At 66.6% G+C, this 13,131-nt stretch carries 6 protein-coding genes and 1 pseudogene; 5 read left to right on the top strand and 2 right to left on the bottom strand.

Annotated features, from left to right (window positions below; all coding sequences use genetic code 11):
• Positions 1-42 precede the first annotated feature (42 nt).
• Positions 43-2,064, bottom strand: coding sequence for an aconitate hydratase (locus ACFYZ3_RS20265; RefSeq protein WP_388519378.1), 2,022 nt, complete (start codon positions 2,062-2,064; stop codon positions 43-45).
• Positions 2,065-2,755: 691 nt separating this feature from the next.
• Here ACFYZ3_RS20265 and ACFYZ3_RS20260 point away from each other — a divergent pair.
• The 5 genes and pseudogenes from ACFYZ3_RS20260 to ACFYZ3_RS20240 form a co-directional block, all read left to right on the top strand.
• On the top strand, positions 2,756-4,243 hold the full coding sequence (locus tag ACFYZ3_RS20260) for an ATP-binding protein (RefSeq protein ID WP_388519375.1): 1,488 nt from the start codon (positions 2,756-2,758) through the stop codon (positions 4,241-4,243).
• A gap of 63 nt (positions 4,244-4,306) precedes the next feature.
• Positions 4,307-7,081 carry a Z1 domain-containing protein gene (locus ACFYZ3_RS20255; RefSeq protein ID WP_388519372.1) on the top strand — a complete coding sequence of 925 codons (2,775 nt, stop codon included), beginning with the start codon at positions 4,307-4,309 and terminating at the stop codon, positions 7,079-7,081.
• Positions 7,078-8,088 carry a PD-(D/E)XK motif protein gene (locus ACFYZ3_RS20250; RefSeq protein WP_388519369.1) on the top strand — a complete coding sequence of 337 codons (1,011 nt, stop codon included), beginning with the start codon at positions 7,078-7,080 and terminating at the stop codon, positions 8,086-8,088. The genes ACFYZ3_RS20255 and ACFYZ3_RS20250 overlap by 4 nt, the downstream gene beginning before the upstream one ends.
• Positions 8,081-10,090: an AIPR family protein gene (locus tag ACFYZ3_RS20245; RefSeq protein ID WP_388519366.1), complete on the top strand. Its 2,010-nt coding sequence runs from the start codon at positions 8,081-8,083 to the stop codon at positions 10,088-10,090. The genes ACFYZ3_RS20250 and ACFYZ3_RS20245 overlap by 8 nt, the downstream gene beginning before the upstream one ends.
• Positions 10,091-10,393: 303 nt before the next feature.
• Positions 10,394-10,762: pseudogene (locus tag ACFYZ3_RS20240) on the top strand (very short patch repair endonuclease); the annotation flags it as partial.
• A gap of 92 nt (positions 10,763-10,854) precedes the next feature.
• Here the strand turns inward: ACFYZ3_RS20240 and ACFYZ3_RS20235 are convergent.
• Positions 10,855-12,804, bottom strand: coding sequence for a DNA cytosine methyltransferase (locus ACFYZ3_RS20235; RefSeq protein ID WP_388519363.1), 1,950 nt, complete (start codon positions 12,802-12,804; stop codon positions 10,855-10,857).
• Positions 12,805-13,131 lie beyond the last annotated feature (327 nt).

Genomic DNA, 13,131 nt, shown 5'->3' with positions numbered 1-13,131 from the left:
TGGCCCATGCAGGCACGGTCCGCCGTTCGGGGCGGTGGCGGGTCAGCCTCCGGGGCGCTGCTGCTCCTCGCGGGCGAGGGCCGCGATCGTTCCTCCGGCGAGTACGGTGCGGCGGCGGCCGTCGGAGAGGTGGTGGCGGACCTGGTAGGTCTCGTCCTTGCTGGTGTTGCGCAGCCGCAGGCGCGGTTCGGCTCCGGGGGCGAGCGCGGTGTGCAGGTCCTCCAGCCGCAGCCGGTCGCCGGCGTCGATGCGGTCGTAGTCGGCCGCCTGCTCGAACTCGAGCGGCAGAACGCCGAAGTTGGCCAGGTTCTGCCAGTGGATACGGGCGTAGGACTTGGCGATCACGGCGCGCAGCCCCAGGTGACGCGGGGTGATGGCGGCGTGCTCGCGGGAGGAGCCCTGGCCGTAGTTCTCCCCGCCGACGACGAAGTGCCGGCCCGGCCCGCCGTCGTTCCCGCCGTCGTTCCCGCTGTCGTCGGCCAGTTCGGCGGCGCGCCGCGGGTAGTCCGGGTCGATCCTGGTGAAGGTGAACTCGGCGAGCCTCGGGATGTTCGAACGGTACGGCAGTGCCTTCGCGCCGGCCGGGGAGATCTCGTCGGTCGAGACGTCGTCTCCGCACTTGAGCAGGACCGGACCCGCCAGCAGGTCGGGCAGCGGGTCGAACTCGGGGAGGCCGGAGATGTTGGGACCCCGTTCGAGTTCGACGCGCGCGGCCCGCTCGGGCGGCAGCGGGGGCTCGAGCATCGAGCGGTTGACCGACGCGTGCTCGGGCAGACGAAGCCGCGGATACGGCACGCTCTCGCGGGCCGCCCAGTCCCGGGGGTCGGTGATCTCGCCGGTGAGTGCGGAGACGGCGGCGGTCTCCGGGGAGCACAGCCACACCGCGTCGTCCTCGGTGCCGGAGCGGCCGGGGAAGTTGCGCGGGAAGGTGCGCAGGCTGTTGCGGCCGGCCGCCGGGGCCTGGCCCATTCCGATGCAGCCCAGGCAGCCGGCCTGGTGGATACGGGCCCCGGCGGTGATCAGGTCGAAGGTCGAGCCCGTCTTGGTCAGATCGGCGAGGATCTCGCGGGAGGTGGGGTTGATGTCGAAGCTGACGGCGGGGTGGGTCTGGCGGCGGGCGACGATGGCGGCGGCGACGGCGAAGTCGCGCAGTCCCGGGTTGGCGGAGGAGCCGATGACGGCCTGCCCGATGGGTTCGCCCGCCACCGTGCGCACCGGCACGACGTTGCCGGGCGAGGTGGGACGTGCGATGAGCGGCTCGAGCGTGGAGAGGTCGATCTCGTCGGTGCGGTCGTAGACGGCGTCCGGCTCGGCGGCCAGTTCGCGGAAGTCGGCCTCGCGGTCCTCGGCGCGCAGGAAGGCGCGTACGGCTGCGTCGGAGGGGAAGACGGAGGTGGTCGCGCCGAGCTCGGCACCCATGTTGGCGATGACGTGCCGGTCCATGGCCGTCAGCCCCTCGAGTCCCGGACCGTGGTACTCCAGGATCCGGTTGACCGCTCCCTTGACGCCGTGCCGCCGCAGCAGCTCCAGCACCACGTCCTTGGCGCTCACCCACTCCGGCAGCCTGCCGGTCAGGTGGATGCCCCAGATCTCCGGCATGGTCACGTGCAGGGGCCGTCCGGCCATCGCGAGCGCCACCTCCAGGCCGCCGGTGCCCAGGGCGAGCATGCCGAGTGCCCCTGCGGCACAGGTGTGCGAGTCGGACCCGGCCAACGTCCTGCCGGGGACACCGAAGTACTGCATGTGGCTGGGGTGAGAGACGCCGTTGCCCGGCTTGGAGTACCAGATGCCGAAGCGGCGGCAGGCGGAGCGCAGGAAGGCGTGGTCCTCGGCGTTGCGCTCGTCCGCCTGGAGCAGATTGTGGTCGACGTACTGGACGCTGACCTCGGTACGGACCCGGTCCAGGCCGAGGGCGTCGAGTTCCTGCATCACCAGGGTGCCGGTCGCGTCCTGGGTGAGGGTCTGGTCGATCCGCAGTCCGATCTCGCCGCCCGGCTCCATCCTCCCGTCGACGAGATGACCGGCGATGAGCCGGTGCGCCAGGGTGCCGTGGGAGAGGGTCACAACGCCCAGGCTGCGCGCTCCACCCCCGAGCGGCAAGCCGGCGCACACTGCTCCCCGGACTGCCGCCACCCGCCCCGAAATACAAAAGGTCAGGTCAGAAACATCTGACCTGACCCTTCTCTGAGCCGCCTTCGGGATTCGAACCCGAGACCTACGCATTACGAGGGCCTGCAAGATCGTGACGGATGGTGCCGTGGCGTGACGCTGGATGACGTTTCAGCTGGTCATGGACTTGTGACCACGACCGGCGTGACCGCTGATCCGCCCTCGTGCCGCCCAGTCCGCTCACGCAGCGCTCACGCACATCGGCACACCGCTCGGTGGTGCGAAGCTCAGACCCGGCCGAGGTCGACCTCGGCCGGCAAGGAGGTCGAGGCCACGGCTGGCATGGTCACGTGCAGCCGGGAAGCAACACCTCATGAAGTCGACCCGAGCCGATGGCTACTTCGGTGAGTCCGGGGATCAGCGTAGTGGCCGCGACTCCGCGAACGGGTCCGAAGTTCATTGCCCACTGCACATGAAAGTCCCGGAACACCGGCCCGAACAGGTAACGGCTCACGTACTATCAGTGTTTAGGGCGGGAACTCACATCTGCGGAGGGCTGCCCCCTGTTGAGAGGTGCTCGCCCGCTTCGTTCCAGTGCATCTCCGGGACAGTCTCCACTTCGAGAAGCGGCCGTAACGGGGAAGCAGTGGAAACACCCATCGCGTACGACATCGCAGCTCCCGAGCCGGCAGGCATGGTGGCCTCGCTCAGCTCCCTTGGCTACTCGCTCCCCGCGGCCGTCGCGGACCTCGTGGACAACAGCATCTCCGTCGAGGCCAAGAACATCGATGTCGAGTTCACCTGGGCCGGAGCCGACTCGTGGATCGCCGTCGTGGACGACGGCTGGGGTATGACGGCCGAGGAGCTCGTCACGGCCATGACCGTGGCAGCCCGAGGGCCTGCGACCGCACGCTCCTCCACCGACCTGGGCCGTTTCGGCGTCGGGCTCAAGTCCGCCTCGTTCTCCCAGGCCAGACAGCTCACGGTCACGACGGCCAAGAACGGCGAGTGGCACACCCGGACGTGGGATCTCGATGTCGTCGAGGGCGCCGGCCAGTGGCGGCTGCTTCACGGGGCCGATGACGACACGATGGACGTGCTCGGCAGACTCCGAGGTTCTTCCGATCACGGCACCATCGTGCTCTGGAGACGGCTCAACGGCTATCGCACGGACAGCGCCAGCCTGGACGACGAAGGCACGCAGAAGCAGTTCTACGCCGAGGCAACCCGCACGGAATCCCATCTCGGCATGGTCTTCGCTCGCTTCCTCACCGGAACCCGCCGCCGCAACCTGCAGGTCCGAGGAACCCTGGTGGAGCCCTGGGACCCGTTCATGAGCAACCACCCCTCGGTACAGCGCCTGCCCTCCGAGGAACTCCCCCTCAACGGCAGCTTCGTGAAAGTTGAGGCGTTCGTCCTCCCCAGTGCCCAGAGGCTGACTTCCGAGGAGTACCACCGGGCCGCCGGTCCGGAGGGCTGGCTCGACCAGCAGGGCTTCTACGTCTACCGCCGCAACCGGCTGATCCTCGCAGGTGACTGGCTCGGGCAACGCGGCATGCGGCGCGAGGAGAAGTACAACCTGGCGCGCATCGCCATCGACATCCCCCCCGAGACGGACGCCGAGTGGGGTGTTGACGTGAGGAAGTCGAGCGTCGTCCCTCCGGTCAGCCTCCGCTCGCACCTCAACCGCCACGCACGCAATGCGCGGGCCACCGCCGCGGAGGTCCTGAAACGTCGGGGCCAGATCGCCGCACGTACCCACGGCGACCCACTGGCGTACGCATGGCTCGTACGTCGGCCCGACGACAGGGTCGTCTGCAAAATCAACCGAAGCCATCCACTGGTGCAGGCAGCACTGCGTCCCGGAGGAAACAGCACCGCGGACGTGCGCGCGCTGCTGCTTCTCCTTGAAGAGACCATCCCGGTCACCGCCCTCCGAGTGATGCATGAGACGGACAGCAGCGACGATCCCGAGCCGTTCGGCGGTCCGGGCGTCGCCGACGGCGCAGCGGTCGAGGTCGCACAGCGAATCTTCGAGTCGCTCGTCTCGGGAGGACGTTCACCGGCGTCCGCGCGAGATCGCCTCCGAACCATGTCTCCTTTCGACCAGCTCCAGGGTTTCTGGAGCAGGTGACCCCTCGTCAGTGGTCACCTTTAGGCTCCACACATACCGACCGTGTCCAGCTGGAGGTCTCCTGTGAGTGACGTTTCCGACGACTCGATGGCCAAGGCCAAGCGTCTTGTTCTCGGCTTCCTGCCACAGGATCGGCAGCCGAAGGCGGAAGAGGTCCAGACCGCGGTCAACGCCATCTTCGGTCTGCTGGCCGGGCAGGGCGAGGACCTCGACCGTGAGCTGTTGGTCAAGGAGATCGAGGCGATGACCGCGGTCTTCCAGGAGCGGTCTCTCGCGCTCACGGACTCCAAGGGGCACGAGCCGTGGCTTCCAGAGGCGAAGATCGACCGCGACTGGGAGTTCTGGGAGCGGTACCGCAGGTATCTCGAGGACGTGGTGAGCCTGCCGCCGTGGGTGGTGCGTCGCCTGGACCAGACCTCGGACGACGTGCTGAGTCAGCTGGAGGATCCTCGACGGTCCGGGCCCTGGCGTCGTAAGGGCCTTGTGATCGGTCAGGTGCAGTCCGGGAAGACGGGCCAGTACATCGGCCTAGCCGCCAAGGCGGTCGACGCCGGCTACCGGTTCGTCGTGGTTCTCGCAGGTATCCACAACGACCTTCGCAGCCAGACCCAGCTCCGGATCGACGAAGGACTCCTGGGTTTCGACACCCAGAACCAGAGCCGCTCGGACGAGGACGGACGTTCCCGGGCCATAGGCGTGGGCAAGATGCCACTAGCCAAGAAGCTGAAGATCGCCTCACCGACCAACAGCGGCGAGAAGGGTGACTTCGGGCTCGCCACGGCCAAGGCGATCAACTTCCCCCTGGGCAGTTTCCCCGTCGTCCTTGTGGTCAAGAAGCACTACAAGATCCTTGAGTACGTCCGGAAGTGGGTGCTGGACGTCCACGGGACCGAGGACGAGAACGGCGAGAAGATCGTCAAAGATCTTCCCCTGTTCGTCATCGACGACGAGGCCGACAACGCCTCGATCAACACAGTTCGCGACCCCGAGGCGGACCCGACCAAGACGAACGCGGCAATCCGCAAGCTCATGAAGAGCTTCGACAAGTCCGCTTACGTCGGTTACACGGCGACTCCCTTTGCCAACATCTACATCGACCCCGACGCCGAGCACACCGAAGCTGGCGAGGACCTGTTCCCCGCCAGCTTCATCCGCAGCCTTCCCTCGCCCACGAACTACCTCGGTCCTGAGAGGGTCTTCGGGCTCCGGGTGGACGACGAGTACGAGGCCGACGTGGAGCCCCTGCCTCTCGTCCGGCACGTGAGCGACGCAGACGCCTGGCTGCCGGCCAAGCACAAGGCCAGCGACGTTCCTGCGAACACCCTCCCTGGGTCTCTGCGCGAGGCGATCTTCTCGTTCGTGCTCTCCTGCGCGGCTCGACGTGCTCGCGGACAGACGAAGGTCCACAACTCGATGTTGGTGCACGTCACCCGCTTCACCTCGGTGCAGACCCTCGTCCGCGACCAGGTCGACGACCATCTGCGACTCACCGTCGACATGATCCGGGACCGATACGGGAAGGCACCCGAGATGCGGGCGGAGTTCCGGGCCCTCTGGGAAAGGGACTTCGAGCCGACCACGGACTGTTTCATTCCTGACCAGGCCGAGCGTCTGACCTGGGAGCAGGTCTCGGAGCAGCTCCTGCCCGCCCTCAGGAAGATCCAGGTCAAGACCGTCAACGGCACCTCGAAGGACGCCCTCGACTACTACGAGAACCGGAGGAACGGGCTCTCCGTGATCGCCATCGGCGGGCAGAAGCTCTCCCGCGGCCTCACGCTCGAAGGACTGACGGTCAGCTACTACCTGCGGACCTCGAAGACGTACGACACCCTCCTGCAGATGGGCCGGTGGTTCGGCTACCGCCCCCGTTACGAGGACCTGTGCCGCCTGTACACCACCTCTGCCCTTGAGGACGCGTACGTGGAGGTCACCGCCGCCACGGACGAGCTACGCCGGGAGGTGGAGGAGATGGCCACACGCGGGCTCACCCCGACGGAGTTCGGCCTGAAGGTCCGGGCGTCCTCGCTGGGCCTCACCGTGACTGCGGCGAACAAGATGCGTCAGGGCACGAAGATCCTGCTCAGCTATTCCGGTGAAGGGCCGGAGACCGTGATCTTCACGCTCGCCGACAAAGCCGTCGAGCACAACTTCGGGGCGCTTGAAACCCTTGTCCGCCGTGCGGAGGAGAGCAGCGACGCCACCCAGCCCGTCGAGTACGGCAACGTCCGGTGGGACAGCGTGCCCGCTGATGCGGTGACCGAGTTCCTGCATTCCTACGAGGCCGACCGCATGGCGCAGCGTGTACGTCCTCGGCTTATCGCCAAGTACATCGAGCAGTGCACGAAGGTCGACGAACTCGGCAACTGGACGGTCGTCCTGGTCGGCAGCACGACATCGACGAAGCCGGAGAAGATCGGGGATCACACCGTCGGTCTGGTGAAGCGCAAGGCTCTCAACGAGCGCTTCAGGGACGAGGGGCGGTACACGATCCGGCGCGTGCTCAGCCCGCCGGACGAGCTGATCGGCCTCGACGACAACCAGCTGGAGGCAGCGAACAGGGCTGCAGCACGGGCAGCGAAACTCCAGGACAAGCAGTCTGTGCCGAAGACGCCGGCCGGTCCTCACATCCGGCGGCAGCGCCGCACCGACCAGGGACTGCTGCTGATCTATCCCCTCGCGGTCCCGGACGCCGACAAGGCAGGTACGAAGGCGCCCCTCGTCGGTTTCCAGCTGAGCTTCCCGCACTCCGACTACCAGACCAAGACCGAGTACGTCGCCAACTCCGTCTGGTTCCAGGAGGACATCTACACGATCGACGAGGAGGAGGACGACGCGTGACCGTCTCCGAGGACGAGTGGCACAAGCTGGAGAGCCCGCAGGGTGTCCCAGGGCGGTCCAGCCTCCGCTTGCACCCGGAGTCGCAGCTCGACATCTTCCTCGCCGTCTCCCACCCCTCTCGGCAGCGCATGCTGGTCCTTCGGGCTGATGCGCGCTCTGCGGACCCGATCGTGCGCTCCGTCGGGCGTCTGCCCAGGGCTGCCGGGATCGAGATGAACCTGAGTGCCGTGTCACGCCTTGAGTACGAACTCCAGGTGATCCTGACCGCCAACGACCTCAGCGAGGTGTTCAACCCGCTTGTCGCTGACGTCGCCGATGTCGCGAAGGCTGCCCCTGACGCCACCGAGGCCCTGTCCGCAGCCGTGGAGCGGTTCGGAAGATGGCAGGACCTCCTCCGTGCAGTCAGCAGGGACGGGCTGAGCGTCGAGGCGCGTCGTGGCCTCTACGGGGAGCTGTTGATGCTGGGCGACGTCCTGTTCGCCGAGCTGTCCCAGCCCGAGGCCGTCGAGGCGTGGACCGGCCCCACGGGAACCAACCAGGACTTCGAGCTCCCCGACGTGGCCATAGAGACGAAGGCCAGCACGGCGAAACGCCCCCGGAGCATCCGGATCGCCAGCGAACGACAACTCGACGGAACCGGCACGTCCGCGCTGCTGCTCACCCTCGTCCAGCTCGACGAGCGGCGCGGTGGCACGGGCGAGAGCCTGAACCGACGGGTGGAACACGTGCGTCAGCAGCTCAGCGACCCCACTGCGCGTGCCCGGTTCGACGGCTTACTGATCCAGGCCGGGTACCTGCCGGGGCACCGGGACCTGTACGACGAACCCCGGTACACCCTCCGCGACCTGAGGTTCTGGCACGTACGGGACGAGTTCCCGAGGCTGGTCGAGGCCGACCTCCCCGACGGGGTCGGCGACTGCTCTTACCACCTGGATGTGTCGGCACTGGGGGCGTACCGCGCCGAAGTCGACGAAGTGAAGGAACTGATCGGGGGATCAAATGGCTGAGCTCGACCTCACGGAGTTCTCCAGAAGCCTGGTGGCCGACGTCCAGGCGACGGCCGACGCCGAGGGGACGACCACCCCGGAGACGTTCACGCGACGCGTCTTCGAGGACTTGGAGCAGGCAGGCGTGGTGTCCAACACCTTCACCGCCTTCCACAAGGCGCACGGTCACGAGGTGCACGGCTACGGCATCGGCGAGTCGGGCGAGTCCCTGGACCTGTTCGTGACTGACTTCCAGCTCACTCCACTGGACACCAAACTCACCAAGGGGCAGACGGAGACGCGCTTCCGGCGCCTCCTGACGTTTGCCGTGCGGTGCCGGGATGGACTGCAGCAGCACATCGACGAGTCCTTTGACGTGTATGACATGTGCGCGGCGGTCGAGAAGGCACTCACCGAAGTCCAGCGGATCAGGCTCTTCCTGCTGAGCAACCGGGTCGCCACCTTCACCGAGGTGCCGGCCTCGGACCTCGACGGCCTGCCGGTGACCTACGAGGTGTGGGACCTCGCGCGACTGCACCGCCACGCCACGTCGGGTGCTCTTGGCGAGCCCATCGTGGTTCCCTTCTCCCCGCCCCTCCCCTGTGTCTCGGCTCCCAGCTCGGAGGAGGACCACTCGGTGGTCCTGGCCGTCATACCCGGGCAGATGCTCGCTGAGCTGTACGCGGAGTACGACACCCGGCTCCTGGAACTGAACGTGCGTTCCTTCCTCCAGACCCGGGGCGCGGTCAACCGGGGCATCCGGGAGACCCTGCTCCACGCGCCCGGCCGGTTCCTGGCCTACAACAACGGGATCACAGCTACGGCGTCGCAGGTCGACTTCGTGAGAGGGCCGGACGGAGTGCCCACCCACATCTCCGGGGTGCACGGTCTCCAGATCGTGAACGGAGGACAGACCACAGCCTCGCTCCACCACACACTCACGCGCGACAAGGCCGACCTGTCCGAGGTGCGGGTCCAGATGAAGCTGACGGAGGTCGCTCCCGACCGGCTCGCGGAGATCGTTCCGAAGATCTCGGAGTACTCCAACACCCAGAACAGGGTGACCCAGGTCGACTTCAGCTCGAACCACGAGTACCACGTGGAGATCCAGCGGATCACCCGCTCCCTGTGGGCGCCCGCGACGGACGGCAGTAGCCAGGAGACTCACTGGTTCTACGAGCGGGCCCGCGGCCAGTACACGGACGCCTTGGCGAAGGCTCGGACTCCCGCCCGGCAGCGGCAGTTCAAGAAGCTGAACCCGGCAAAGAGAAAGTTCACGAAAGCAGACCTGGCCAAGTACGTCCACTCGTGGCATCGGCTGCCCCACTTGGTCAGCCGGGGTGCTCAGAAGAACTTCGTAGAGTTCATGCTGCGCGTAGAGGAGGCACCACCGCGCGTAGACCTCCAGTACTGCCAACGAGTGATCGGCATGGCCATCCTGTTCAAGGCCGTGGACCGCATCGCTGCGATCCACGGTGCCGGCAGCCACAAGAGCATGATCACCACATACACCGTGGCACGTCTCTCCCTGGCGACCGACCGTCGGATCGACCTCGACCGGATCTGGCGGGAGCAGTCGCTGTCTCCGGTTCTGGAGTCAGCGGTCCATGACCTCTGTCCCAGGGTCATGCGGGCAGTGACCGCACCTCTGGCGGGAAATCACGTCGGTGAGTGGGCCAAGAAGGTCGCCTGCTGGGACGCCGTGTCGGAGGTGCCCTGGACCGTCCCGCGCGCTCTCTCGTCGGAGCTGCTCGACCAACCGCTGGACGAGACCGCGCTCGCGGGCGGTACCGGCGACGAGACGGGAGCGGGCGAGCAGGCTGCTCAGTTCCCTGCCGACGAGTGGTACGCGATCGAGGACTGGGCCAAGGAGACACGCGTCCTCGAGCCGTGGCAGCGGCAGCTGGCTCACTTCGTGGGCAAACGCCTCGAGCTCGGCGAGGAGGTTCCCGAAGCGCAGGCCGTGCAGGCACTTCACACACGGACCGAGGCACTACGCCTGGGGTTTACTCCGGCCCCGTAGGCGATCGAGAGGAAGCCCCAGCGGGGTTCGCACATCAGCCGCGAACCCGTCCGGCGCGTCAGAGGTACCCCTTCTCGATCAGATCCCTCATCGCGTCCTCTGCCCGCCTCAGCACGATGCGACCGTCCGCGTCACTGAAGGCGACGAGCCTGGCGCCCGGTGAGAGGCCGGCCTCCGCCAGCAGCCCGAGCGGCAACTCGACTCGGCCATGGTCATCAACGCTGAGTTCGACTGGTTCCCGGAGCGTAGGGAGAGTGTGGCACCCTCCCTTACCCACCACGTCGACAGGCTCGGGTTCTGATCATGACCGAAGGTGACAGCAGACCGGGACAGCAGTGGGTCCCCACTGCCGAAGGAGAACACCTGCGCGGCCGCCGTGCGCGGAACACCAGGCCGGAGATCCTTCTCAGGAAAGCGGTACACCGCCTGGGACTCAGGTTCCGTCTCCAGCAGCAGGTGGCCCCTCGCTGCACCGCCGACTTCGTACTGCCCCGCCATCACGTCGCCGTGTTCGTGGACGGCTGCTTCTGGCACGACTACCCTGATCACGGTCCCAAGAGGTTCCGAGGCCCCAACGCCTCCCTCTGGCGGGACAAGATCAATGCCAACAAGGCCCGGGATCGACGGAACACCGAGCAGGCCACAGCTGCCGGGTGGACCGTGGTCCGGATCTGGGAGTGCGAGGTCCGTCGAGACGCGATGGAAGCCGCAGAAAGTGGTGAAGGCCGCAGACCGGGGTACCTCGACACCGCGTTGCCCGTCGGCTACTCCTGCACAGCAGCCAGGGTCAGCAGATCGTCCGGATGCGCCTTCCGGCGGGGGCAGTACACGATCAGCGGACAGTCAGAGCAGACCGGCCCCTCGTCCCGGCACAAATCGGCTCCTATGAGCCGGATCGCCCCCATTCGCAGAGGGGCGTCCTTCCCTGCGCCGACGAGCTTCACAAGGTTGACACGCCCCTCGCTGAGCCGGTTCGGGTGATCCGTCTCCTGGCCGTTCATCCGCGCCGCGACCCTCAGAGTTGCCTGTCCGACGAGCATCAGGTCCTCGCCGATCAGCAGAAGGTAGAGGGACCGTTCGGCCGGCTTCATACCCAGCTTCTCGGGAACGTCGAGCCGTTTGTCCCAACGCCAAGCGTATGGCTTGTCCACTAGCGGGGTCAGGCGGTCGAGACGGGACCGGGCTGGCACCGTGGGCGCCGCCTCGAGCAGCTTCAGGAACAACGTCGTCGTCAGCGTCTTGGAACGCCGGACGGTGTCCATGAGCTCAGCCATCGCGGCCGGTTTGATCTTCGCCCCGGAAAGTATGGCGACGACCGCTGCATGGAGAGAGAATCGCTCTCCGTCACGCTCACGCGGAAGCTGATACCAGTCCACTCCGTCGCGGCGTCGCTCCGCCCACTCCGTGAGGGCACTCCGGACCTCCCGCCAGTGAGGCTGAAGTCCCTCAGTCCCACCGGAGGTACCATCGAGTGGCCTGAGCACCTCAGCAGCAGCTTCCCCCAGCAGAGGAGGAACAGCGTTGCCGATCTGCCGGAACGCGTCACTCCGAGTGCCTGCGAACCGGAACTTGTCAGGGAAGGTCTGGACGCGTGCGGCCTCCCGCACGGTGAGGGTGCGCAGCTGCTCGGGGTGGATGTACCAGTAGCCGTCCTTGGCGATGTGAGCCGTGATCGTGCGGCTCAGCTCTCCCCAGTCCAGTTTCTTGTACTTGTCCGTGTACTTGTCCGCGCTGTAGCGCTGATACGTCTTCTCTTCATCGGTCTTCAGCAGCTTGTGCAGATCCGAGTACTTGGTGTCGGACTCCATAAGCTCGAAGATCCGGTGGTCGTCCTTCCGGACCCTACGCGTCATGTGATCCCAGACGCGTCCACGTGGCGCGTCCTCGCGCATCATCTCGGCGAAGGGCGGCAGGCTACGCGGCTTGCGGTAGGACATCTCCCGCTCGCCGACCCGCTCCGTGGGCACGACATCCAACACTGGGAGATCGCCGATCGCGTCGCGCAGGGTGGTGTGCTTCTGGTCGCGTTCGCGCCAGCTGAAGTCGGCGACATCCCTCCTCGCCAGGAGAATGAGCCGCTTCCGGTGCTGTGGAACGCCGTAGTTCCACGCGTCGACAAGCCGCACCTGTGTCGCGTACCCGAGCTCCTCCAACTCCTCCTCGATCGTCCGGATCACGAAGAAATCGTCGTGCAGCCCCATGTCTGGCACGTTCTCCATGAGGACCACGCGCGGCCGGATCCGCTTGACGATGTCGAGATAGGCGCTCCAGAGCTCCTTCCGACGGTCCTCCGGATCACGCCCGTGGTTCTTGACCAGGTCACGAATCTTGTTTCGCCCGGCTCGGCTGAAGGGCTGGCACGGCGGCCCTCCTGCCACGAGATCGATATCGGCAGGCTCGAGGATCTCTACGAGCCTGTCGCGCTCGTCGGGATCACCAAGGTCCATGTGCAGGCTGAGCCCGGGAAAGTTCGCCCGGTGGGTCTCCAGCGCGCGTTCGTCGAAGTCCACCGCCGCCGCAGTGGTCCACCCCGCCCGCTCGACGCCGAAACTGAGCCCCCCGGCGCCGGAGAAGAGGTCGACGGCCAGCCGCTTGCCCTTACCGAAGCCTTCCAGCCAGTCCTGGAAACCCTCTGATTCGCAACTGTCGTCGTGTGGGGCAAGCTCAAGGTAGTCACTGCGTTCAAGAGGTACGCCGTAGCCGCTCCCCTTCACAGCACAACCCTCCGTACGCATGACATGAATGAGCACCAGGAGATCACAGACCTCCTGGTGGAAGCAAGGATTCCGACACCTTGGGCATCGGGAACAGCTGGACCGCCGACCAGTTCCCAGCTCGGCTGACCCACCCCCGCCAGCAGCGGGCTCGAACCAGTGTTCCACGCCTCAAGATGATCGATCATAGTGGAGTCCAGCGCCGAGTTCCGCTCACTCGCCAGGAGTGATGCACCACTCCGCTTGGCTAACGACACCAGGGCGCAGAAGACACGTTCGAGCCGTCGGGAGAACGTCGAACATTACCGGCCACCAGCGCCCTTGGGT

The sequence above is a fragment of the Streptomyces sp. NPDC001599 genome (genome assembly GCF_042893535.1).
GTDB lineage: Bacteria > Actinomycetota > Actinomycetes > Streptomycetales > Streptomycetaceae > Streptomyces.
This window is presented reverse-complemented; position numbering and strand designations above follow the sequence as displayed.